The sequence below is a fragment of the Formosa sp. A9 genome, from assembly GCF_051200825.1.
Classification (GTDB): Bacteria; Bacteroidota; Bacteroidia; order Flavobacteriales; family Flavobacteriaceae; genus Formosa.
This window is the reverse complement of record NZ_CP195158.1, coordinates 270,366-295,703: the sequence shown is the minus strand read 5'-3', so window position 1 is coordinate 295,703 and position 25,338 is coordinate 270,366. Positions and strand designations below refer to the sequence as shown.

Below are 25,338 nucleotides of genomic sequence, written 5' to 3'. Positions count from 1 at the left end.
GTACATCATTTTCATGTATGTTATAAAAAATTGAAATGCTTTAAGCTGTTAAACTTTAATGAAGATTCGTTTTCTGTATAAATAATATCCCAAAATTAAGTAGCATAAAACAACACTTAAGGCATATAGTAACGATGACAGTTTAGATGCTAAACCGTTGAACACAAAGCAGGTTTGATACAGCCAACCGTGGATAGAATTACCACTACCTACAGGAATGGTATAGAATATTTTACTGATTAAACTAGACAGAAAATAAACCGTTATGGCATTCATACCAGCATATTTAAAGATTGCTCCAAAATGCTTTTGTTTTACATCTACAATGTAATAAATAACACCTAAAATTACAGTACCAATACCTGCTGTTACCAACACAAAACTACTACTCCAAAGTGCTTTATTTATTGGATAAATTTGATGCCACAAATAACCTAAAACCGTAAAACTAAAACCAACAGCTAAAAGTTTAATTGTTTTATTAACGGTATCCATATCTAAAAGTTTGCCAATTAGCACCCCTAAAATACAAGTGGCAATAGCAGGAAACGTTCCCATTATGCCCTCGGGATCGTAATCGGGTTGCCACATGTGTTTTCCTAAAATCTGTAAATCTATAAAATTTGACCAATTGTTAGGTGCTCTATCAAACGTTGGCATTGTACCGTCTGAAAACGGAACAAAACCTAAGAACAACCAATAAGCAATTAGAATAAAAATTACGACAACAACCAAATAACGCCAATGTAAATTAAGATATAACCAAGCCGTTACAAAAAACACAATACCTATACGTTGCAGTACACCAGGAAGACGTACTGTTTCTAAAGATTCCACAAAGGGAGGCACAGGTGTAAATGCATTCAAGAATAAACCCAAGGCTATTAGCTTCAAACTTCTTATCGCTATTTTTTTGTACACCGCGTTCGATTTCGTCTTGTTTTTATAAGCGTAATAAATAGAGATGCCCACAATAAACAAAAAGAACGGAAAGATTAAATCTGTAGGCGTTAAGCCGTGCCAATCGGCATGGAGTAAAGGAGCATATACACTCCCCCAATCGCCTGGTGTATTAACTAAAATCATAGCAGCAATGGTAATGCCACGAAGCAAGTCAACAGATTCAATACGTTGCGCCATAAGCTATTATTTCGATTTTCTTAATCCTATTTTATGACCATAAACGGCATAAAATAATATGAACGCATAACACGGTATTAAAATCCAGTACCCAGAGGTTGCCGATGTTGCTGTGGCAGTGGCCTGCTCTACACCTTGAACTAACAATTCTTCTTTCTTTGAATCGACTAATGCGCCATAAAGTGGTGGAATAATCGCGCCACCAGAAATAGCCATAACCAATAAGGCCGAAGCCGTTTTAGTAAATTTCCCCATACCATTTAAAGCTAATGGCCAAATAGCGGGCCATACCAAAGCATTAGAAATTCCTAATGCCGCAACAAAAAGCACCGAGGTAAATCCGTTAGTAAATAAAATACATACAGAGAATAAAACACCTAAAATAGCACTTGCTTTTAAGGCCAGCTCCTGACTAACATATTTTGGTATTAAAAATACTCCCAAAGCATAAGTAGCCACCATAGCCATTAAGGTCATTAACGTAAACGATTTTGCTTCTTCTCCAGGAATTCCTAACGATAAGCCATAAGATATTATGGTATCGCCCGCAATTACTTCTACCCCAACATACAGGAATAAAGTTAACACCCCTAACCATAAATGCGGAAACTGAAAAATGCTTGTTTTTTTGGTTTGTATATTACCATCTGTAACATCTTCTTCAATAGCTTCTGCTTCTACATGTGGCAGCGGTGCTTTTGTAATTAAAATAGCTAGAATAAATAACACCACAGCCATAATAATGTAAGGCATAACCACACTATCGGCCATGTTATTAAGCAATTCTGTTTTTTCTTCTGAAGATACCGTCGCTAATTGTTCCTGAATACCATCTATTCCGGATAACAAAATAGCGCCGAAAATTAAAGACCCTAAAGCACCCGCCACTTTGTTTGCTATTCCCATAATTGCAATACGCTTTGCGGCGCTTTTCATAGGCCCTAAAATTGTGATATACGGATTGGATGCTGTTTGCAACAACGTCATACCTAAACCTTGAATAAATATTCCCGTTAAAAACAAAGTATATGTTCTAGCTTCGGCTGCTGGAATAAACACCAAAGCCCCCACTCCCATAATCGCTAAACCTAACGACATGCCTTTTTTATATCCCACTTTGCCTATAATATAAGAGGCTGGAAGTGCCATAACCACAAAAGAAATATACGATGCCGAAGCTACCAAATACGACTGGGCATCGGTAAGTTCGTTAATGGTTTTCATAAAAGGAATAAGCGCTCCGTTAATCCATGTTACAAATCCGAAAATGAAAAATAATCCAGCAATAATACATATAGGCACAAGCGAATTGCTTTTCTGTGCCGCGTAAGCTTCAACAGTTTTAGACATGATAATAAATTGATTGTTAAATTAGTAATGTGGTTTTGTTTAGTTTTGCAGGTCTTCGTTATTAAAAATACGCTCGCGCGTTACTTTAACATAATTCCGCCCTATTGGTATTTTTCTGTTGGCAATTTCTATGGTATTACCTTCTACAGATTTTATTTTATTTATGGAAATGGTGTACGACCGGTGTACACGTAAAAAATTAGATTGTGGCAACTCTTCAGAAATTGCTGTTAACGATTTATGCACTACATAATCGCCCAAGGTGGTAATTACTTTTATATAATCTTTAAGGCTTTCTATGTATAAAATATCGTTTAAATTAACCTTTATTAGTTTTTTGCTAACCTTTAAAAAAATATGAGGTTCTTGTTGCAAATTTAAATCGGCTGTGGCATTGTTAATATACACTTGTTGGTACACCTTGTTAATGGTTTTTAAAAACCTATTAAACGGTATGGGTTTTACAAGATAATCTAAAACATTAAGCTCGAAACTTTTTACGGCATACTCTCTATATGCTGTGGTAATTACAATTAATGGTTTATAACTTAGGTTTTCTACAAAGGCAAAGCCACTGAGTTGCGGCATGTTTATATCTAAAAAAATAACATCTATTTTTTCCTGCTCTAAAATAGGATACGCTTTAAGTGGATTCGTAAAAGTAGCGACCACTTCTATATGGTCGAAATTTTTTAAATGATCTTCTATAACCTTAATAGCTAAAGACTCATCGTCGATTATAACGCATTTAATTTTCATCTAATGGGGATTTTTAAAAACAAATTATACGTATTATCTTTTATGCTGGTTTCCAAAACATAGTTGCTCGAAAACAATAAATTTAATCGGCGTTTGGTATTGGCAATGCCTATACCCTGCTCGTTGGTAATGTTAGAATCTGGATTAAATGTGTTTATAAGTTTAAACTCTAAATAATCTTTATTAGTAATTTCAAAACTCATACACACCTTTACCTTATCGCTGTCTTTTAATCCGTGTTTAAAACAGTTTTCTATAAAGGTTAAAAACAATAAAGGTGGTACTTCTACATCTTCAATATCTCCAGTAATATCCATTTCGAATTCTATACTTTCGTTAAAACGTAAACGCGCAATATCTATAAAATTGTTTATATGGTTAATCTCGTCTAATAAATCGGCTTTCGAGCTGTTAACCTCGTAAAGCACATACTGCATCATATCGGATATTTTAATTACCAATTGTGGGGCATTATCAGACTTTGTTAAGGTTAAAGCGTATAAATTGTTTAACGTATTAAAGAAGAAATGTGGCTGAATTTGGGTTCTCAAATATTTTAATTCTGTACTTAATTGAAGCTTAGCCAACTCTTCGTTGCGTCGTTTTTCGATACTCCAATCTATTAATAATTTTATTGCCGACACAAATGTAATTACATACAATTCGCCTAAAACAACAGCAATAATATGGTTTAATTGTAAAAATGTACCTGCACTTTCGGCTTCTGGCCAAATGGCTTTGGTTACTAACAAGTAGTTTAAACCCGTTCTAACCAAATACACCAAAGCAAGCATCAATATTAATGAAAACAAATAAGTTCTATAACGTTTTCGTAAAATTAATTTAGGTATTAAATAATATACATTTATATACACTACTATTATATGAATAGGAAATTCTATCAGATTCGATTTTAGCGAATACCAATAGTCGTGAAAATAGCTTCCCCATCTAACTACGTTAAATAAAAAATACCCAAGCCAAAATAAGACATGATATTTAATTGATATAGAGGGTTTTAAAGTAAATTTAAACAATGGAAAAATATTTAATTAAACACGATATTCTTAAGCAAAACGCAAAGAATGATTAAGCAATTTTAATAATATAATAATTAATTAACAATTAAATTACCCTTTGTTTATTTTGCAAAAAACGTTCATCGAAACCTAAATGTTATTTATATGTTAAATCGTGTCGTTTAGATATTTTATTTTAAAAGAAATATAAATATGAATAAACTTGATGTAAATAACGAGACTAAACAATCAAATTATGAAACACTATTTAAGAATGACTTTCTTATGTTCTTTCTTATTCTTTAGCATGCAACTCCTGTTTGCTCAAGAGAAAGACATTAAAGGTACTGTTACTTCTCTTGTAGATGGCATGCCCGTTGCAGGAGCAAATGTACTTGTAAAAGGTACATCTACCGGAACATTAACAGATTTTGATGGTAATTATACCATTACAGCCAGCACTGGCGACGTTTTAAAATTCTCTTACCTCGGAATGACCACTGTAGAGGTAACAGTTGGCGCCTCTGATGTTTACAATGTTGAACTAGGTGAAGATAGCGAACAACTTAACGAAGTTGTAGTTACCGCCTTAGGGATTCAAAAAGAGAAAAAAGCTTTAACCTACTCGGCTCAAGAAGTAGGTGGCGACGAATTAACTCGCGTAAAACAAACCAACCCTATTAATAGCTTATCTGGTAAATCTGCTGGTTTAACCATTTCCAGAAGTTCATCTGGTTTAGGTGGTGCTACTAAAGTTGTTTTAAGGGGAAATACCTCTACCACCAACAACGACCCACTATATGTTATAGATGGTATACCTATGCTTAACAGTGGTAATGGGTCTAACGGTAACGAGCCAGGAACCGATATTTTTGGTAGCCAAACTGGTAACCGCGATGGTGGAGATGCCATGTCGTTAATTAACCCAGACGATATCGAAAGCATGACGGTTTTAAAAGGAGCATCGGCTTCGGCACTATATGGTAGCCAAGGGGCTAACGGGGTTATTTTAATTACTACTAAAAAAGGAAAAGAAGGTGCATTATCGGTAAACTTTAATTCTAGCTTTACTGTAGACAATGTTATGTCTTTACCTAAATTACAATCGGAATACCAAAGTGCTTCGGTAGGACAACCTATTGCAGAAAACGGACGTGTTGCAGATCCTAAATCTTGGGGAGCAAAAACTGATGGCTTAAGCAACGATGCCGAAGATTTTTTCCAAACAGGATACACCTCTATTAATGCGTTATCCTTAACAGCTGGTAATGCCAAAGCTCAAACGTATTTTTCGTATGCAAATACTATAGGCGAAGGTGTTATTCCGGGTAACCGCTTAACCAGAAACAATATAACGTTAAGAGAAACAGCAAAATTCTTAGACGATAAGATAGATGTATCGGCAAATATTAACCTTTCCGACCAACGCATCTGGAACCGTCCGACCAACGGTTTATACTCTAACCCGTTAACTGGAGTATACTTACATCCTGTAGGAATAAGCCGAGATACATACAAAAATAAATACGAGTATTTCAATACAGCATTAAACCAAATGGATCAGTACGCAACGTCTTTCGACGAAAACATACAACAAAACCCATATTGGTTAATTAACAGAAGTCCTAGTAAAGACATCGCACAACGCGTGCTAGCTAACGTGTCGGTAAAATATCAAATTACTGAAGCATTTTCTTTACAATCTAGAGGAAGTTTCGACAAGACCTTTTTCACCTTCGACAAAAGACAATATGCAGGAACCGACCCTGTAAACTCTGGAGATAACGGACGCTATATTTTAGAAAAGACTGAAAACACGCAACAGTACATCGACTTAATCGCATCGTACAATAAAGATTTTTCTGAAGACTTTACCTTCTCTGGACTTTTAGGTACCAGCTTAACAAAATACAAATTAGGCGATCAAGTGTATTTAGATTCTGGTCGTGATGGCGTAGGTTTAAATTATCCGAACATTTTCAATATAGCCAACTTTGCAACAACTAATAACATCAGACAGGCGGTTTCTAACAGAGAGGTACAATCTGTTTTTGGTTCGGCTAACTTTGGTTTCAAAGACATGTTATTTTTAGATGTTACAGGTCGTAACGACTGGTCGTCTACCTTAGTGTACACAGATTCCGATTCGTTCTTCTACCCGTCTGCAGGTTTAACAGCAGTATTAACAGAAATGTTCGATATGGGCGATGGTATTTCGTTTGCTAAACTTAGAGGGTCTTACGCCGAGGTAGGTAAAGACATACCTGTTTACGCGACAATTCCGTTAAACACTATTAACAATACCAACACAGGTATTGGTACAGCTCCTTTTGCGCCTTTAGAGGGTGAAACTTTAGAGCCAGAACGCCAAAAAGGATTTGAAATAGGTACAGAATGGCGCTTCTTTGGTAACCGCTTAGGCTTCGATTTCACGTACTACGACACCAGAACACATAATCAGATTTTCTACATCCAAGCAGAGCCAAACCCTAACGGATATGCTCAAAACATTGTAAACGCTGGAGAAATATCAAGTAAAGGTATCGAATTGGTTGTTAACGCTAAACCTGTGGTAGCAGACAAATTTATCTGGGATACCTCTATTAACTTTGCTGAAAACAACAATAAAGTTGTTGCTGTACACCCATCGTTACAAGATGGCGAGGCTATTGTTACTGCACGCGGTGTAAACGGTTATGAATATTCTTTAATTGAAGGCGAAGATTTTGGTAGCATAAAAGCAAGATCTGTAATTCGCGACGAGAACGGTACTCCAGTAATCAACTCGTCTGGAACTTTAATGTCTACCGATTTCGAAACCGTAGCACATGCGCAACCAGACTTTACCTTAGGTTGGAATAACAGTTTTGAGATAGGCGATTTTCATGTAAACTTCCTTATCGATGGTAAATTTGGTGGCGACGTAATGAGTGTTACCGAAGCCGTAAACGATAAATACGGTGTATCGCAAGCTTCGGCAGACGCGCGTAACAGAAACGGCGGTATGATAAATGTAGTTAACGAAAGCGGTGTTGCTTCACAATTAAGTGCACAAGAATACTACAATGCCGTTGGTGGTAGAGATGGTATGCTAGGCGAATATGTTTACGACGCTACCAATGTTAGTTTAAGAGAACTTTCTGTAGGCTACAGATTATTATTAGAGCACAGCGATTTTATAGACAACATCAACTTTTCATTAATCGCCAATAACTTGTTCTTTTTCTACAAAGATGCGCCATTCGATCCAAACATTGCTGCTAGTACAGGAATGGGCTTACAAGGGGTAGACATTTATAACCAGCCTTCTACAAGAAGCATCGGGTTAAACATTAACGTAAATTTCTAAGAAAAATGAAACATATACTTAAATATACAATGGCTTCCGCAATAGCCATAAGCTTAACAAACTGTACAGGAGATTTCGAGGACATCAACACCAATCCCTACGGCATTTCACAAGAAAGCTTAACACAACAAAACAACCATATTGGCTCTAGATTTTCGCCTTTATTTTCTAATGTAATTCGTGTAGAACCAGCTTGGAACTACCAATTACAGCAAAACCTAAATGCCGATGTGTTTTCTGGATACATGACAGCTCCAACACCATTTGCTGGTAATATTAACAACCAGACCTATGCCCTAGTTAACGGCTGGAATGGTTTTATTTGGAGCGATGCTTACGATGCTAATGATGGAAATGGTGTCATGCCATACGCCCGAGAAATAGTACAACAAGTAGAACTTTCTGGCGACGAAAGCGGAGTTAAATTCGTATATCTGGCCAATATCATTAAAGTAATGGCCATGCATCGTGTTTCCGATGTATTTGGACCAATCCGTTACTCAAAATACAACGATTACGATACTACTGGCGAATACGATTCGCAAGAAATAGCTTACCAAGCTTTTTTCGCCGATTTAGATGAAGCCATTAACGGATTGGAATCTTTTACAGACGATGCTCAGTTTACTGCTTTCGACCAATCTAATCTTGGTGGAGATATTGCTGCCTGGAGAACCTTTGCAAACTCACTACGTTTACGCTTAGCCATACGCATATCTAAAGTAAACCCTACGCTAGCACAAACCGAAGGCGAAAAAGCTTTATCTAGCAATGCTGGCCTAATGGAAGCACAAAATATGTTAATAGACATGGGTGGCTTTGTTCATCCTATCCAAACCATTAGCCGTGTTTGGGGAGATGTAGTAATGAGTGCAGAAATGGAATCGATTCTTAAAGGCTTTAACGACTCTAGAATTTCTAAATTCTTTACCGCCCCTGCCGATGCTAATTTAGGCGATTATAAAGGTGTACGTATGGGTATTGCTATTGAAGCTAAAACCGAATACGGCAGCCACTCGCTTATCGGAGAAGCTGTTGACGGAACAAATAAAATTTGGATGACAGCTGCCGAAGTTCATTTCTTAAAAGCCGAAGCTGCCTTACGCGGTTGGGCTGGAGCTGGAGATGCTAAGACTAATTACGAAGCCGGTGTTCGTGCCTCTTTTGCACAATTTGGAGCTGGTGGTGTAGACAACTATTTAGCCGATAACACCAGTACGCCTAACGATTTTGTTGATGCGCTAAACCCAACAAACAATTACACTTACCCTAGCGACGTAAAAATAGCTTACAACGAAGCTGGCTCAAGAGAAGAACAATTAGAGCAAATTATTACCCAAAAATGGATTGCGATGTTCCCAGACGGACAAGAGGCCTGGAGCGAGTTTAGACGTACTGGCTACCCAAGAGTATTTCCTGTGGTAGTAAACAATAGTGGTGGCGCTATAGATACCAATATACAAGTACGCAGAATCAATTTTGTAGATAACGAAAAAAACACCAATGGTGCTAATGTAGAAGCTGCAGTTGGCATGTTAAAAGGGCCAGATACTGGTGGTACTAGACTTTGGTGGGATACTGGATTACCAAATTTCTAATAGAATAGTAGTTAGTTTAAACCAAGCGAGTATTTGATTAGTTCACAAAGTAAACGGGAAAAACACATTCCCGTTTGCTTTATCAAAAGATAATAAAATGAAAGTAGATAGTACTGATTTTAAAAGTATAGCCTACAAGGAGGCTGGAAAGTTTGAAGAAACCCGTTTCGAGAAAATACACAATGTAATTTTCGACTCTTCAAACGAAGCATCAATTATAGTTGCCCAAGAAATAGCAGCTTTAATCATACAAAAAGAAAAAGAAAATAAACCCTGTGTACTTGGTTTAGCAACAGGTTCTTCACCAATAAAAGTATACGAAGAACTGGTTAGAATGCATAAAGAAGAAGGTTTAAGTTTTTCTAACGTAGTAACCTTTAACTTAGACGAGTATTACCCAATGAGTAAAGATAACATCCAAAGTTATTTTTATTTCATGCACGAACATCTTTTTAATCATGTAGACATACTGCCAGAAAACATTAACATACCTAATGGTATGGTTAGTACAGACGATTTATACCAATATTGTATAGATTACGAAATGAAAATTAAATCGTATGGCGGCTTAGATTTTCAATTATTGGGTATTGGGCGTACAGGGCACATTGGGTTTAACGAGCCTGGTTCGCATTTAAACTCTGGCACCCGAAGCATAACCTTAGACCACCTAACCCGCGTAGATGCTGCTCCTGCGTTTTTAGGCATAGACAACGTACCTAGAAAAGCAATAACCATGGGTATTGGCACTGTAAAAAGTGCTAAACGCATTGTATTATTAGGTTGGGGCTTAAACAAAGCCAAAATTTTAAAACAAGCCATAGAAGGCGACATGACCGCTAATGTTCCTGCAACTTATTTGCAAGACCACGATAATACTACTTTTGTTATCGATAGCGAAGCTTCGTCTGAATTAACTCGAGTTAAAACACCTTGGTTGGTAACGTCTTGCTATTGGACAGACGACTTAAAAATTAAAGCCGTGGTTTGGTTAAGCGAATTACTAAACAAACCTATTTTAAAACTTACAGACAAAGATTATAACGATAATGGCATGTCTGGACTTTTAACCGAAGAAGGCACAGCTTACGACTTAAACATAAAAATGTTTAACAAACTACAGCACACCATTACAGGTTGGCCAGGAGGAAAACCGAATGCAGACGACTTACACCGTCCAGAACGTGCAACACCTGCCAAGAAACGCGTTATCATTTTTAGTCCGCATCCAGACGACGATGTGATATCTATGGGAGGTACCTTCGACAGATTGGTCGAGCAAGGTCACGAAGTACATATTGCATACCAAACCTCTGGTAACATTGCCGTATCAGATGAAGAAGCCTTAAAATTTGCAGAAATCACATTAAAATTAAACCCAAAATCTACTGAAGCTCAAAATATTATTGACTTTCTGCAATCAAAAACAGATAAGGACATCGACTCTTTAGAAGTAAGACAACTAAAAGGATTTATAAGACGAAGCGAATCGTTAGCCGCAACGCGATACATGGGCTTAAAAGATGACAATGTTCATTTTTTAAACCTGCCTTTTTACGAAACCGGAACCATTAAAAAGGGAAGCTTAACCCAAGACGACATAGATATTATGTGTAGTTTAATAGATAATGTTAAACCGCATCAAATTTATGCTGCTGGCGATTTAGCCGACCCTCACGGCACACATAAAGTCTGTTTAGATGCACTCTTTACAGCTTTAGAAGTGCTAAAACCAAAATCTTACATGAACGATTGTTGGGTATGGTTATACCGTGGTGCTTGGCACGAATGGGAATCTTACGAAATCGAAATGGCCGTGCCTATGAGCCCGGATCAGGTACTTAAAAAACGCCATGCCATCTTTTATCACCAATCTCAAAAAGATGGGGTTATGTTTCAAGGCGACGACTCGCGCGAATTTTGGGTGCGTGCCGAAGACAGAAATCGCTTAACAGCAAAAAAATACAACGACTTAGGCCTAGCAGATTATGCTGCTATCGAAGCCTTTAAACGCTATCACTTTTAATAGATGAAACGATTTTTCATATTCATTTTTAGCTTAGTTGCATATAGTTGTTGGTCTCAAATGCCATTGCAGGAGACCTTCAACTTAATGCCTTGGCCAAAAACAATATCCGCACAAGAGCAACAATTCACGCTTACTCCAGACTTAAGCATTGCTATAGATGGCCCAAAGTCTAATCGTGTTACTACTGCGGCAACAAAATTTTTAAGACGCTTATCGGGTCGTACAGGATTGTTCTTAAAAGAAGGCTTTCCTAGCACTATAAACAACCGTAAAGACGCTAGTATTATTCTTACTTATACTACTGTAAGCACATTAAACATTAAAACCGACGAGGCTTACAAACTAACCGTAACTAACAATAACATACATTTAAATGCCAGTACAGATGTAGGAATAGTAAGAGGTTTAGAAACCCTATTACAATTAATAAGCAACACGGCTACAACATACTATATCCCTGGTGTTTCTATTACCGATGAGCCTAGATTTGTTTGGCGCGGATTAATGATAGATGTGTCTAGACATTTTCATCCTGTACACGTTATTAAGCGTAATTTAGAGGCCATGGCCGCTGTTAAAATGAATGTATTTCATTGGCATTTAGTAGACGATCAAGGCTTTAGAATTCAATCTAAAACCTTCCCAGAGCTTACCGATTTGGCTTCGGATGGCTTATTTTACACCCAAGAGCAAATACAAGATGTGGTAGCTTATGCCAATACTTTAGGAATTCGCGTAATACCAGAAATAGATGTTCCCGGACATGCATCGGCTATTTTAACTGCCTTTCCTAATTTAGGAAGCAAACCAGGATACGAATATAGTATTGAACGCAACTCGGGGGTGTTCGATCCTACTTTAGATCCTACCAACGAAGATACTTATGTGTTTTTAGAACAACTTTTCACAGAAATCACACCACTTTTTCCAGACGACTATTTTCATATTGGTGGAGATGAAAACGAAGGAAAGCACTGGGATGAAAACAAAGACATTCAAAAGTTTAAGGCTGCTCATAACCTTAAAACCAATCACGATTTACAAACCTATTTCAATATAAAAATTGAAAAAATCCTTCATAAATTAGATAAAAAATTAGTTGGCTGGGATGAGATCTTAACACCAACCATGCCTACCACAGCAGTAATACACTCTTGGCGTGGAGAAAACGAAGGTTTACCTAAAGGCGGAACCTTAATTGAAGCCGCCCAAAAAGGTTACAACACCATTTTATCGAATGGGTTTTACATCGACAGAATGGAGTCTATCGAAAAACATTATTTAACCGAACCAATAGGCAATGTTACATTAAGCGAAGAAGAAACCGCAAGAATTTTAGGAGGCGAAGCTACCATGTGGAGCGAGCTTACTACGAGTTTAACAATAGATTCTAGAATTTGGCCAAGAACCATTGCCATAGCAGAACGTTTATGGTCGCCTAAAACTATTAACGATGTAAACAACATGCTAAAACGCATACAACCAATAAGCTTCAGGTTAGAAGAATTAGGGGTTACGCATATAAAAAACCGAGACGTTATTTTAAGAAGTATGAGTAATAATCAGGATATTTCATCGCTAATTACGCTTCAAAAGGTTTGCGAACCGCTTAAGATTTATGCCCGAAACAAAGACGGTATTGAGTACCAAACATACTCACCTTTCACGCTTTTTGCAGATGCCTGTGTGGCAGATGCGCCAGATGCAGTAGCTTTTAATAGATTGGTGGCCAATTATACCGCCGCACCAACTACTAAAACCAAAACTGAAATAAAAAAATACTTAACCACCTGGAATACACAATACGAAGCCTTTTCGGCTTTAGACAAAAATCCGACTTTAAACACTTTAGAACCATTATCTAAAAACTTATCGGTAGTTTCTAAAACACTATTAGATGTTTTAGATCAGAAAACGATTTCTAAAACTGCAAAACAGCAATTTACAGAAAGTCTTAACATTTTAAAACAAGACCACGTAGATGTTGAAGTTGCCATGGTAAACGCTTTAGAGAATTTAGCAAAATTCCCTAAATAGTTAATTAATACGTTTGTTTGTGTTAAGAGCCCAGAAGCGTCATGATTCTGGGCTTTTATTATTTATGTACCTGCTTAGTTTCTGTCAAAACAGCATTGTAAGCTAATTTTAATGCACCAACAACACGCTCTATTTCGGTTTCGTTTAAATGGCCAAATCCAAAACGAATTGCACACGTATTTTTAGTTTGATACAATAAGGTTTTTGGTATAAACACATCATATTTTTCTGCCTTCTCGGCAAATCTTACCAGCGAAATTTCCGGTTTAAATTGTAACCAAATGGCCAAACCTCCCGAAGGCATATCCCATTGCAACTCAGCCCCAAAATGATTTGCTAATTGGGCACACAAATAATCGCGACGCTGCTTATAAACAATAATATTTTTTTTTATTAATCGGTAAATTTCACCTTCAGCAATAAGTTCGGAAAGCATTTGTTCCTGAATTAAATCACCCTGCTTATCCAATAATTGCAAGTAATTCTTGGCTTCGGAAATAACAGTTTTTGGAGCAATGATAAACCCTGTTTGAAAACTAGGAAACAACGATTGCCCCAACTTACCTAAATAGATTACATTACCGTTAGAATCGGAACTCGCCATAGGCAACATCGCCGAACCATCGAACTGGAAATCGTAATCAAAATCATCTTCAATAATAGCAAAACCATAAGTATTTGCTAACTCTAAAAGTTGTAATCGCCGCTCTGCACTTAATGTTTTTGTAGTTGGGTAATCACGATGCGCACATAGATACACACAACGAATGGGGTGTTTTGTGTAATGGGTTTCAATAAAATCGATATCTAAACCCTGAGCATCTACAGGAACAGTTTTAATAAGCGCACCAACTTGCTGAAATATCATATTCGCGGCATAGTTACTCAATTCGCCAACAAGTACAACATCGCCTTGCTTTAACAACAACTGAGACACCACGTACAAACTCATTTCGGTGCTACGTGTATTGACTAAATTGTTAGGTGAAATATAAAATCCGCGTGTAGCATTTAAGAAATTACTTAGCTGTATTTCGAAATTAGAAAAATCGTTGTCGGCATCCCGATTCCATTTCTTTATTAAAGGTTTGCGTTTCATAGCCGCACTATACCATCTAGAAAACTGAAATGTAGGATGCAACCTTAAATCGGGTTTACCATCGTTTATACTGTATTTCGCTTTTGTAAGCTGTTGCGTTGGTGCCAAATGTAAAGCCGGATTAAACACAAATCCTGTTGTTTTAGCATAAGTGGTTACGCCATCTACAGGAGTTATTAGCGCTTTTATGGCTGCTGTTTTAGGCTCTGGCAACAACACAAATGTGCCTTTGTTTGGCAGAATACCTACCCACCCTTGCGATGCTAACTCGTCGTAAATAGCCACAGCCGTATTTCTATGCACCTGTAAAAGCTCACTTAAAACACGCGTTCCAGGCAAACGAGTTCCTTTTAAAATATAACCACGCTGAATAAGGTTAACCAACTGCTCGGCAACTTGTATATAAACTGGTTTCGATTTAGTTTTATCGAAATCTATTAAAGTTTCTATTAGTTCATCAACCGGACTATTCATTGTTTTTTAACTGGACTAGTTTAATAGTCCGCAAAGTTACGACTTTTGCGGCGTTTTTAAATTTTAGCTATGAAATCTATAAAATTCCTGACCTTACTTAGTATTTTTAGTACAGCATTTGTATATGCTCAAGACCCTATGGCCGAAGAGCAATTAGAAGAAGTTATAGTAACCTCTAGTCGTATAGACTTACCGTTTTCTAAAAACTCAAGATCTATTAACATTATAACATCTGATGCTATAAAAGCTTCAGCGGCAACCAATGTAGCCGATTTGCTGCAACAAGTTGCTGGGGTAGATATACGTCGTCGCGGTACTGCAGGAATGCAAGCCGATTTGTACATTCGAGGTGGTAGTTTCGATCAGACTTTATTGTTAATTGATGGCATTAAGGTCGATGACGCCCAAACTGGGCACCACACCATGAACATGGCTTTACCTATTGAAGTTATAGAGCGCATAGAAATAATTTCGGGACCAGCAGCTCGTGTTTTCGGGCAAAATGCTTTTACAGGCGCTATAAATATCGTGACTAAAAAACAGACCGAAACTAATGTTTCTTTAGGTACGCAAGCCGGATCTTTCGGTACGTTTAATGCCGCAGTAAATGCAGGCGTAGAATTAAACAACTCGTCGCATATTATACATGCATCTAAAAACACATCGGAAGGTTACAGACATAATACCGATTACGATAACCAAAACTACTTTGTTAAAAGTTCTTTCAACAAAAACAAACTCCCTATACATCTTTTAGCTGCCTTTTCTGAACGGGATTTTGGCGCTAATGGGTTTTACTCTACACCATCGGCAACCGAACAGTATGAAGAAACCCAAACCAGCCTTGTAGGATTATCTACACGAATAAAACATAACGATTGGGTTATTAAACCACAATTGTATTGGAGACGCAACCAAGACATGTATTTATACGATAGAAACAATCCTACCGGTTACAGAAATTTACATATCACCAATAAAATTGGAGCAGAAGTAAATGCATCGTACACATCAAACCTAGGCGTTACCGGTTTTGGTGTAGATGTTGCGCAAGTGTATTTAGCCAGTAATAATTTGGGCAATAGAGAACGATTAATGAGTACTTTATTTTTAGAACATCAATTTAATTTTTTTAATGACCGATTAGATGTTACGCCAGGCGTAGCTGTAACCTACTATTCCGATTTTAAATGGCATGCCTTTCCTGGTGTCGATTTAGGGTACGAACTAAGCAACAGTTTTAAAATCTATGGTAACGTGGGTTACACGTACAGAATACCAACTTATACCGATTTATTTTACAGCGACCCGACAACGCTTGGCAACGAAAACTTAGATCCAGAAAACGCTCTGGCAGAAGAATTCGGAATTAAATTTAAATCTGCAAACTTCAGTGCTTCGGCAGCTGTATTTAATCGCGATTCTGAAAATTTAATAGACTATGTAAAAAGCAACGAAGAAGACCTTTGGCAAGCCACCAACATACGCGAATTAAATACAAAAGGTATAGATGTGTATGCCAATTACAATTTTAATATAGGCACACACGTACAAAGCCTTAATACGACCTACACTTTTCTAGACGACGAAATTAAAGACCTTGATTTAGATTATTCCAGATATTCTATTAACTCGTTAAAGCATCACTTTGTAACCAGATTAACCACACAATTTGTAGACAATCTATCTCAATCTATTATTTATAAATATGCCGAACGTACCGAAGGCGAAACCTATTCCGTAATAGATGCTAGTATAAATTACACCTTTAAAACCTTAGAATTTTCGTTTATTGCCAGCAATATTTTTAATACCGAATACACCGAAACAAACTTAGTACCAATGCCTAAAGGCAACGTTTTATTTGGCTTAAAGTATGGTTTTAATTAACGGCTAATACACCTTCAAAAAACATTTAATGCATACTCTAGCACAAACTATTTGGTAACATTTTATTAACTTGCGGCTTTAATTCATTTTACATTGAAATTAAATCTTCAAGACATACCTCGTGTAAAATCCATTACCAAAGAGGCTTTTATAAAAGATTATTTTAAACCGCAAAAACCTGTGGTTATAGAACATTTTATAGACGACTGGCCTGCGTATTCGAAATGGAGTTTAGACTATATAAAAAAAGTGGCAGGCGATAAAACCGTGCCACTTTACGACGATAGACCTGTTGACCATAAAGACGGATTTAACGAACCCCACGCCACCATGAAAATGAGCGAGTATATAGACTTACTTAAACGTGAACCTACAAAATTTAGGATATTCTTATGGAATGTCCTTAAAGAAGTGCCTGTATTACAAAACGATTTTTCGTTCCCAGATTTTGGGTTACGCCTTATGAAGGGATTGCCCATGCTTTTTTTTGGTGGTCGCGACTCGTACACCTTCATGCATTACGATATCGATTTGGCCAATATTTTTCACTTTCATTTTGAAGGCAAAAAGCAAATCATATTATTCGATCAACAACAAAACAAATACCTATATAAAGTGCCACATGCGCTTATTACAAGAGAAGATATAGATTTTAATAATCCAGATTTCGAAAAATGGCCGGCTTTAACCAAAGCCAAAGGTTATAAAACCGAACTTAATCACGGAGAAGTATTATACATGCCAGAAGGCTATTGGCATTATATGCGCTACGTAACCCCTGGGTTTTCTATGAGTTTAAGAGCCATTGCCAGAAACCCAAAACATTTAAGCAAAGCGTTATACAATGTCTTTATTATGCGAAATTTTGATAACATTATGAGACGCTTAAAAGGACAAAGATGGATTGAATGGAAAAATGAAGAAGCTATAAAACGTACCTCAAAATTTAATTCTTAACCTTAATAATTCGCTATTAAAATTATCTTTGTGTCCAAATTATCAATTATGAAAAAACAACTATTATGTATTGCTTGTTTGTGCTTTGTGGCTTTTGCTCATGCACAGGCATTTAAAGGAAAAGGTGACCAAAAGTTTCAAATTGGCCCTAGTTTTCAAGATGGTGGTACCGGAATAACTGGTTCTTACGATTTTGGAGCAGGAGAAAACATTTCTTTTGGAGTAACTTCTACCTATGTATTGGGTTTAGCCGACCATATAGATGCCGATTTTGGTGATCGATTTGATGTTAAAGCCCGTTTTAACGCCAACTTATGTAGTGTAATTGGTATTAGTGAATTCGATTTATATCCGGGTTTAAGCTTTAGTTTAAAAAACTTTGGTGCGCATGTAGGTGCAAGATATTTCTTTTCTGAAGGATTTGGAGTATTTGCAGAAGCTGGCTTACCTATTGCTAAATACGATACTGGCCATTTATCGCCTGCCGAAGAATTACACAATCAGTTTGTGTTTAACTTTGGAGCATCTTTCAATTTATAACTGAGCATAACCTAACAATAAAACAAAAGCGTTTCTGGACTCCTCCCGAAACGCTTTTGTTTTTAAGGTATTAACTCGATTACTTTCTCGTAAACCAAAGCAGATTCCCACCCTCTGTACAACAAATAATCTGCTAGTTTTTTTCGTTTTTTATATGTATTCGGCTCTTTAATTTGTTGGTATCTTTGTGCTGCCAAAGCTTCAAAAGCACCATAATAATCTAAATCGTCTAGTTCTTTAAGAGCAGATTCTATATTAAATTTACTTATTTGTTTTTGTTTTAGTTCTTGTACCAGCCGCACTCTCCCCCAATGCTTATGTTTAAATTTTCCTCTTACATAAGCTCTTGCAAATCGTTCTTCATTTAAAAAATCATGCTGAAGCAAATGAACAACCACTTCATCTACAGCCTCAGGAATCATACGCATATCGAACAATTTTTGGCGCACCTCTTTATGGCAACGCTCTTGGTATACGCAATACCTTTCCAAAGCACGTTTTGCTTCATCTAAAGTGTAAATTTTGTACGTGTTCATACGTATTTTTTTGATGATCAGTGTTTTTGTATCGATATAAGTTTCTGAATTTCAACAAGTTCACTAACTTAATAAGCCATTTTTACAACGCATCTAAATTACAATTTAAACATGACAAAAAAATACATTCTTTCAGGCTTTCTAATATGCGAAGCGTTTTTATGGTGTAACGCGCAGTGTGTATTTGATAACTTTAATACCGACTACGGTAATTGGACAAGTTATGAAACTTACATAAATTCTAGTGCAGGCGTAACAGGAATGGGCGTTGGTTTTAACACTAGAGACGACCATATTACGACTCAAAACCCTATTAACAACCCAAACAGCATAACATTTTATCTTGGCCGTAGCTCAAGTGCATCCAATAGAACTTTAAGTATACAATACAGCACTTCGCTTTCGGGCAGTTGGACAACCGCCGAATCCATAACGGTAGATGCAGTTTCCGAAGCACACACCCTATTTTCTGTAAACTTAAATTTAGAGGGTATGTATTATTTAAGAATAATCATGTCCGAGCGTTCTGCCGGCTCCTATTATTTAGATGATGTAACCGTATATTGTTCTGCTAGCAACGCACCAGAATTACAACTTATAGACGAAAACAACACGCTACAAAACTGTGGATATACCTTGCATTTTGATGATATTTTAACTTCGGAAACTGCAGAAAAAACAATTACATTAAAAAATACAGGCGATGTAGACTTAGACATTTCCGACATACAAATTTCTGAGCCCTTTAGTATTTCAAATGTCACGGCGCCAATACAAATTGCACCTGATGAAGCACAGCTACTTCGCATTCGTTTTTCCTCGGATAGCGCAGGTGCCTTTAATAACATCATTTCCATTATAAATTCAGATGCCGATGAAGGCATGTGCCAGATCCAATTATCAGGAACAGCCATAGCGCCTTCACCAGAAATTGATGTGGAACGTAATACCGAAAACTCCATTCCATCGGGAGCGAATGCCAGTATTGGTTACAATACTATTTTTGCTTCGACAGCCATTAACGAAACCTCGCAACCCAAAACCTACTACATTCATAACGAAGGCACAGCAGATTTGACTATTGGTACTATAAATTCTTCAAACGCTACTGAATTTAAACTCATTAACACCCCGAGTAACCAAATAATTCCTCCAAATACCAAAATCACTTTCGACATCGAATTTTCTCCACAAACCTCAGGAACTCGTTCTAGTGTTATTAGTATTACAAACAATGATGCAGACGAAAATCCATACACCTTTAGCGTAGAAGGCACAGGTACCTGTGTTGCTACTTTGCCAAACATTATGCCAGATACTGGCCCGCCAGGAACGGTAATAACCATTACTAGCGCCAATTTTGGTAATGAGACCACGGCAGATATTAATGGCATTTCTGCTAACGTAAATGTTATTACGGACACACAAATAGAAGTCACTTTACCAGAAAACGCAACATCTGGGAACCTGAACATCACCAATAATCTCGGATGCAGCATGTCTACAAATTTCGATGTGATTTCCAGAAATTCTACGGCTTGTAAAGGCGACAATGGCAATACACCCACACAACTCTTCATTAGTGAAATTACCGATCATCCTACAGGATCGCATTCCTATATCGAGATATACAATGGCACAGGAACACCCATTAACCTTGAAGATTACACCGTAGAAATTATATACAATGGCGAAGACACCACTAGAACCCTTGCACTAGATGGCTCGCTAAATCACCAAGACACTTACCTTATTGCCTTTGGCGCCACCGATGCCAACCAAGAGCATGCCACCGTTACAGCACAGCATATTAGTAATGCCGTGGGCATTAATAATAACGACCATATTCGTCTTTTATATCAAGGAGAACCCATAGATGTTTGGGGCGATGCGACTGGGAACACATTTACAGTTTCCGATAGAGGATACACTTACAGACGTAAAAACACCCTGTCTAACCTACCCTCTACTTCCTGGCAAGCGAACGACTGGTACGCTTTTAAAACTGTAGATTATACCGACATCGGGATTTATGATTTTTCGGTTGGTATTCCGCCTAACATTACGCTACAGACCGAAACCACACCATCTAGTTGCAAACTAACCGACACCTTCATCGTTACGGCAAATGAAGGCGTTACCGACGCGACTTCCTTAAACTATCAATGGTACGAAAATTTAAAACATTCTAATACTTGGAATATAATACACGACAACGACAACTACCAAGGGACGCAAACCTCATCGCTTCACATTTTAAACACAGCTTTAGTTGATGGCAACCAATATTACTGTCGTGTTTTAGAAGATAATAACCTCTGCTACACGGCCTCTAAAAGCATTGCAATCGACCTAAAAACAAGCGAATGGCATGATGGGAATTGGGTGAATTCGGAAGCAGACGAATCTGCCATTACTATTTTAAACAGTAACTTTAACACCCAAACACACGGCAATTTAAACTGCTGTAGTTTGTATATTCCCGAAGATGTTACTTTAACTATAAATGCCGAACATTACACCAAAATACACCACAACTTGATTGTAGAAGGCACATTAATTGTAAAAAATAAGGGCTCGTTTGTACAAGAAAACGATACAACGACTCCAACTAATAATGGAACCATACTCGTAGAAAAAGAAACCGCAATTTTAAACGCTTGGTACGAATATACCTATTGGAGCACTCCAGTTGTAAACGAAACATTTGCCAACGCTTTCAATAATTCCAAACGCCTGTTTTGGTTTGATGCAAGCCGCTTTGCAGATCTTTACAAAGAAGAAAATAACGATAACACACAAACGTTAGGTCAAGATGATGTAGATGATAACGGAGACGATTGGCAACCCATTGCTACTGGAGAAACCATAACTAAAACCGATTATTTACAAGCTGGTGTAGGTTATGCCGCTACCCATACCGACAACAACTTTACAGCTGGCATGCACTATACCTACTCGTTTTCGGGAAATTTTAACAATGGAATTATTCACACGCCTGTTACACGTAATGATGAATCGACAGACGACAACAATTGGAATTTAATTGGAAACCCTTATCCTTCGGCCATCAGTGCCGATGCTTTTTTTAATGCTAACGTTTATAGCGCAGCTACACCAAATCAGCCTCTAGAGGGTGTTATTTACCTATGGTCTCAAGATACGCCGCCTTCAAAATCCTTCAACGGTAATGATGTTTATAATTTTAGCCCGTCCGACTATGCCATAATTAACGGCACGGGTACTGTAGCTGCTCAAGAAGGTTCGGGGCAAAAACCCAATCGGTTTATACCTTCTTGCCAAGGATTTTTCGTGAAATTTTCGGATGCTTTTCACACCAATACCGCTACAGTTTTATTTAATAACCAAATGCGGGTAACTTCGGAAAACACACAATTTTTTAAATCGGAAGTAACCCCTAAAATTTGGATTAATCTAACCTCGGACAATGCTATTTTCAGTCAGACCTTAATTGGATATTTACCCAATGCGACCGATACTTATGATGGAAGTTATTTTGATGTAAATACCATTATTAACGACACCCATTATGCGAAATTATATACCACAATTCCAAATACCGATGTAAAACTCGTTATTCAAGGTAAATCAAAATCGAGTCTGTCGCAAGACGAAAATATTGCTTTAGGCTTTTACAACGCAATAGAAACGCCAACCATTTTCAGTTTAGATATTGATGATTTTGAAGGCAATTTTTTCGAACAAAACCCGATTTACTTAAAAGACCATTTTACAAACACTTACCACGACCTTAAACAAGGCGCATACAAATTCATTTCAGATCGCGGCGATTTCCCTTCTAGATTCGAGATTGTTTTCAAAACAGCAACTTTAGGTGTCAACGATTTAAAAAGCGACAATTTTCTAGAGATTATACAAATAGACACTCAACAGACGTATTTCAAATTACATTCCGATGCGCTTCAGATAAAACAGATTACAATATTTGATACCTTAGGCAGAACCCTCTCAACCTTTAATCAAATACAACAGAAACCTATTTTCAACCTCTCTTCATTACAATCCATTCCCATAATTGCAGCTGTCACTTTAACTAACGGAAACGTAATACACAAGAAATTACTCCTCAGGTAGTACGTTTTAGTTTCGGAATAAAACAATCGCCTAAAAGTTATACTTTACAGCTACAATTGCATTTCTTCCAGCTCCTGAAATTCCAGACGAATATGGCCGGTAACGCTGATCTGTAATATTTTCTAAACTAGCTGTAAGCGTAAACGCGGGAGATATTTGATACTGCGTTCTTAAATTTAAAGTGTACCAGGATGGCGCATACGGGTTGCGTTCATCGTCTAGCGCGTACATATAATCCTTTTCTGTTTCCGAAGGTGCTAATTGGTCGTTAGACAATTCTCCGTTGTACATTACAAATCCGTCAACTTTAAAAGCATTATATGTCCAGATAAGATGCGCATCGCCAAACTGAGGCGCGGCGTGGCGTAGTGGCAGCTTTTCATCTTCTTCTAGCTCGTAACCTCCAACAATATTGTATTGCGATGTTAATTGTAATGTTTTACTGAAATTTACTTCTAATCCGGCTTCAAAACCATAAATTCTGGCCTCGGCAGCATTTTGTATGGCTTGGATTCTGCTATTCTCGCCATCGTAAATTAAGTATTCTTCTCCGTTAATGGTAAAGTTTCGTCTTACCAAAGCATTGTCCAGAAACGTGTAGTAAGTCGCTGCATTTACAACAACAATATTCTCGAAATTTAAACGCACACCTAGCTCTCCTGTATAGGCATATTCTGGGTCTATATTGTCGTTAGGCACTACTAAAGCACCAGGTTCCGAATCGAAGACCTTACCTATATCGTCTATATTTGGCGCTCTAAATGCAGTAGAAAAATGAAGTCGCCACTGAATTAAATCTGATGGGATCCAGCTTACACCCGCAGTACCTGTTAACGCTCCAGTGTTAATTTGGGCATCGTTAAATGGCAGGTACAAAAAATTGTTGTTAGCTTCAAAATTAGCATGCGAAATAACATGATTATAACGCAGTCCCGTTTGTAGTACAAACTGCTTATTTGCTTTGTATTTTATACTGGTGTATGCCGACATTGATTGCCAGTAGGAACCATTTGGGTACCTTGTTATGGCAGCAAGAACTTCATTCGTCTCGATATTTTCTTCTTCCCCAAACGAATGAATTTTATTATACACATACTCTAAACCATAAAACAATTCCGTTTTTAAGCTCAATTGTTTTTCAAAATCTATATTGGCGGAAAGGGCATCTACTTTTTCTTCGGTAGTACTTCGAATTGGCGATTGGTAATTTCTATCGATACGACTTTCCTGAAAGTTTTGATATGCTAAATTCACCTGAACTTTATCGTACAATACAGAATGTTTGCTCAGCTTTGCGATTTGTAAATTAGACATAAACCAGCGCTGCGGCCCATAATTCCATTCGGCAGATCTTAACTCGTCTCCGCGATAGCGTAAAAGTCTGTCGTATCTGGAATAATCGGATGTTGTAGAATAATGCAAACCTAAATCGAAAGTTAAATCGTTTTTAGGCTCAAAACGCACTTTTTGCATAACATTTATTTGGTTGTACCCTGTTGGCACTTGCACTTTAGGATTTGAATTCTGAACGGTAATATCTTGTCCGTTTTCGGTAACCACATATTCTGGCCTTAAATAATCGTCTGGACCGTGACTTCCCATTCTTAAATCATCAAAATCGGTATAACTTACACTGGTTAAAAAAGCCCATTTTTTTAAGCCAATATTAAAATCGACATGTCCTGTTTTCTCTTGATTTGCCGACGAGTATCTTGCGATAGCATTTCCGCTAAACTCCATCGCGTCATTGTAAGACAATGTTGCATTTTTAGTATAAAACCCCATAACGCCACCAATGGCATCGCTACCATAAACTACAGAACCTGCGCCTAAAATAACCTCGGTGTTTTGTATCGAAAAAGGATCTATAGAAATAACATTCTGTAAATTTCCCCCTCTAAAAATAGCATTATTCATTCTAACACCATCTACCGTAATTAATAAACGATTGGTTGACAAACCACGAATCATCGGGCTACCACCACCCAACTGACTTTTTTGAATAAATACATTACCTGTATTGGTTAATAAATCGGCACTGGTTTGCGGAGTATCGAATTCTATTTCTGATGCGGTAATAGAAACTACTTTTTGCGGAATATCGCGTTTGTCCTGTTTAAATTTAGAAGCCGAAAGCACCACCTCGTCTAAGCCTTGGGTAATAGGTTCCAGATAAATAATTTGGGCATCCTTAATTTTAGATTTTTCTATGCTGAATTCTTGAAAAGATAAATGTCTAAAATAAATGGTTTCTGTAGCATTAAAATTTTCGATATAAATTACCCCGTCGAAGTCTGAAATTGTACTTTTTGATTTATCTGCATTAAAAACAGCGACTCCCGATATGGCTTCTTCTGTTTGCCTATTTAATACTTGAATGTTTTGTGCGTAAGAAATAATTGAACATAAAAGGCCTAAACCTAGCAGTAATTTTTGTTTCATAAA

General features: G+C 37.3%; 15 protein-coding genes. 8 read left to right on the top strand and 7 right to left on the bottom strand.

What is annotated here, in order from left to right:
* Positions 1 to 48: 48 nt before the first annotated feature.
* Genes ACR9EA_RS01165 through ACR9EA_RS01150 form a run of 4 tightly spaced genes read right to left on the bottom strand, consistent with a single transcriptional unit; the run spans position 49 to position 4,061 of the window.
* Positions 49 to 1,140, bottom strand: coding sequence for an acyltransferase family protein (locus ACR9EA_RS01165; RefSeq protein ID WP_435136316.1), 1,092 nt, complete (start codon positions 1,138 to 1,140; stop codon positions 49 to 51).
* A 6-nt stretch (positions 1,141 to 1,146) separates the two neighbouring features.
* Complete coding sequence (locus tag ACR9EA_RS01160) at positions 1,147 to 2,490, bottom strand: sugar MFS transporter (RefSeq protein ID WP_435136313.1); 1,344 nt, start codon at positions 2,488 to 2,490, stop codon at positions 1,147 to 1,149.
* Between the two features lie 39 nt (positions 2,491 to 2,529).
* Positions 2,530 to 3,249 (bottom strand): LytR/AlgR family response regulator transcription factor, encoded by a 720-nt coding sequence (locus ACR9EA_RS01155; protein ID WP_435136310.1) that lies wholly within the window; start codon positions 3,247 to 3,249, stop codon positions 2,530 to 2,532.
* Positions 3,246 to 4,061 (bottom strand): sensor histidine kinase, encoded by an 816-nt coding sequence (locus ACR9EA_RS01150; RefSeq protein ID WP_435136308.1) that lies wholly within the window; start codon positions 4,059 to 4,061, stop codon positions 3,246 to 3,248. The genes ACR9EA_RS01155 and ACR9EA_RS01150 overlap by 4 nt, the downstream gene beginning before the upstream one ends.
* 463 nt (positions 4,062 to 4,524) lie before the next feature.
* On the opposite strand from ACR9EA_RS01150, the gene ACR9EA_RS01145 reads away from it, so the two are divergent.
* The 4 genes from ACR9EA_RS01145 (at position 4,525) to ACR9EA_RS01130 (ending at position 13,281) form a co-directional block, all read left to right on the top strand.
* Positions 4,525 to 7,617, top strand: coding sequence for a SusC/RagA family TonB-linked outer membrane protein (locus ACR9EA_RS01145; RefSeq protein WP_435136305.1), 3,093 nt, complete (start codon positions 4,525 to 4,527; stop codon positions 7,615 to 7,617).
* 5 nt (positions 7,618 to 7,622) lie between these two features.
* Positions 7,623 to 9,215 (top strand): RagB/SusD family nutrient uptake outer membrane protein, encoded by a 1,593-nt coding sequence (locus ACR9EA_RS01140; protein ID WP_435136302.1) that lies wholly within the window; start codon positions 7,623 to 7,625, stop codon positions 9,213 to 9,215.
* A 97-nt stretch (positions 9,216 to 9,312) separates the two neighbouring features.
* Entirely contained in the window at positions 9,313 to 11,241 is a 1,929-nt protein-coding gene (gene nagB / locus ACR9EA_RS01135; RefSeq protein ID WP_435136300.1) for a glucosamine-6-phosphate deaminase, read from the top strand.
* A 3-nt stretch (positions 11,242 to 11,244) separates the two neighbouring features.
* The gene (locus tag ACR9EA_RS01130; protein WP_435136297.1) at positions 11,245 to 13,281 is read left to right on the top strand and encodes a beta-N-acetylhexosaminidase; all 2,037 of its coding nucleotides are present in this window, start codon (positions 11,245 to 11,247) and stop codon (positions 13,279 to 13,281) included.
* 58 nt (positions 13,282 to 13,339) lie between these two features.
* Here ACR9EA_RS01130 and ACR9EA_RS01125 read toward each other — a convergent pair whose 3' ends face one another.
* Positions 13,340 to 14,854, bottom strand: coding sequence for a PLP-dependent aminotransferase family protein (locus tag ACR9EA_RS01125; protein WP_435136294.1), 1,515 nt, complete (start codon positions 14,852 to 14,854; stop codon positions 13,340 to 13,342).
* A 69-nt stretch (positions 14,855 to 14,923) separates the two neighbouring features.
* Between ACR9EA_RS01125 and ACR9EA_RS01120 the strand changes: the two genes are divergently transcribed.
* From ACR9EA_RS01120 to ACR9EA_RS01110, 3 genes are all read left to right on the top strand, one after another.
* Positions 14,924 to 16,744 carry a TonB-dependent receptor plug domain-containing protein gene (locus tag ACR9EA_RS01120; RefSeq protein ID WP_435136291.1) on the top strand — a complete coding sequence of 607 codons (1,821 nt, stop codon included), beginning with the start codon at positions 14,924 to 14,926 and terminating at the stop codon, positions 16,742 to 16,744.
* A 93-nt stretch (positions 16,745 to 16,837) separates the two neighbouring features.
* Positions 16,838 to 17,701, top strand: a complete 864-nt coding sequence (locus ACR9EA_RS01115) for a cupin-like domain-containing protein (protein WP_435136288.1) — start codon at positions 16,838 to 16,840, stop codon at positions 17,699 to 17,701.
* Positions 17,702 to 17,749: 48 nt separating this feature from the next.
* Positions 17,750 to 18,241 carry a DUF6646 family protein gene (locus ACR9EA_RS01110; protein ID WP_435136285.1) on the top strand — a complete coding sequence of 164 codons (492 nt, stop codon included), beginning with the start codon at positions 17,750 to 17,752 and terminating at the stop codon, positions 18,239 to 18,241.
* Positions 18,242 to 18,303: 62 nt separating this feature from the next.
* Here ACR9EA_RS01110 and ACR9EA_RS01105 read toward each other — a convergent pair whose 3' ends face one another.
* On the bottom strand, positions 18,304 to 18,777 hold the full coding sequence (locus ACR9EA_RS01105) for a regulatory protein RecX (protein ID WP_435136283.1): 474 nt from the start codon (positions 18,775 to 18,777) through the stop codon (positions 18,304 to 18,306).
* 111 nt (positions 18,778 to 18,888) lie between these two features.
* On the opposite strand from ACR9EA_RS01105, the gene ACR9EA_RS01100 reads away from it, so the two are divergent.
* Positions 18,889 to 22,893, top strand: a complete 4,005-nt coding sequence (locus ACR9EA_RS01100; protein WP_435136280.1) for a choice-of-anchor D domain-containing protein — start codon at positions 18,889 to 18,891, stop codon at positions 22,891 to 22,893.
* A gap of 30 nt (positions 22,894 to 22,923) precedes the next feature.
* Here the strand turns inward: ACR9EA_RS01100 and ACR9EA_RS01095 are convergent, their stop codons facing one another.
* Positions 22,924 to 25,335: a TonB-dependent receptor gene (locus ACR9EA_RS01095; RefSeq protein WP_435136277.1), complete on the bottom strand. Its 2,412-nt coding sequence runs from the start codon at positions 25,333 to 25,335 to the stop codon at positions 22,924 to 22,926.
* Between the last annotated feature and the right edge of the window lie 3 nt (positions 25,336 to 25,338).

Excerpts from the sequence above, each read along its gene's own strand:
- ACR9EA_RS01160 (WP_435136313.1), bottom strand. The coding sequence starts at position 2,490 with ATGTCTAAAACTGTTGAAGCTTACGCGGCACAGAAAAGCAATTCGCTT.
- ACR9EA_RS01145 (WP_435136305.1), top strand. The coding sequence starts at position 4,525 with ATGAAACACTATTTAAGAATGACTTTCTTATGTTCTTTCTTATTCTTT.
- ACR9EA_RS01105 (WP_435136283.1), bottom strand. The coding sequence starts at position 18,777 with ATGAACACGTACAAAATTTACACTTTAGATGAAGCAAAACGTGCTTTG.
- ACR9EA_RS01110 (WP_435136285.1), top strand. The coding sequence starts at position 17,750 with ATGAAAAAACAACTATTATGTATTGCTTGTTTGTGCTTTGTGGCTTTT.
- ACR9EA_RS01120 (WP_435136291.1), top strand. The coding sequence starts at position 14,924 with ATGAAATCTATAAAATTCCTGACCTTACTTAGTATTTTTAGTACAGCA.
- ACR9EA_RS01125 (WP_435136294.1), bottom strand. The coding sequence starts at position 14,854 with ATGAATAGTCCGGTTGATGAACTAATAGAAACTTTAATAGATTTCGAT.
- ACR9EA_RS01165 (WP_435136316.1), bottom strand. The coding sequence starts at position 1,140 with ATGGCGCAACGTATTGAATCTGTTGACTTGCTTCGTGGCATTACCATT.
- nagB (WP_435136300.1), top strand. The coding sequence starts at position 9,313 with ATGAAAGTAGATAGTACTGATTTTAAAAGTATAGCCTACAAGGAGGCT.
- ACR9EA_RS01095 (WP_435136277.1), bottom strand. The coding sequence starts at position 25,335 with ATGAAACAAAAATTACTGCTAGGTTTAGGCCTTTTATGTTCAATTATT.
- ACR9EA_RS01130 (WP_435136297.1), top strand. The coding sequence starts at position 11,245 with ATGAAACGATTTTTCATATTCATTTTTAGCTTAGTTGCATATAGTTGT.
- ACR9EA_RS01155 (WP_435136310.1), bottom strand. The coding sequence starts at position 3,249 with ATGAAAATTAAATGCGTTATAATCGACGATGAGTCTTTAGCTATTAAG.
- ACR9EA_RS01140 (WP_435136302.1), top strand. The coding sequence starts at position 7,623 with ATGAAACATATACTTAAATATACAATGGCTTCCGCAATAGCCATAAGC.
- ACR9EA_RS01100 (WP_435136280.1), top strand. The coding sequence starts at position 18,889 with ATGACAAAAAAATACATTCTTTCAGGCTTTCTAATATGCGAAGCGTTT.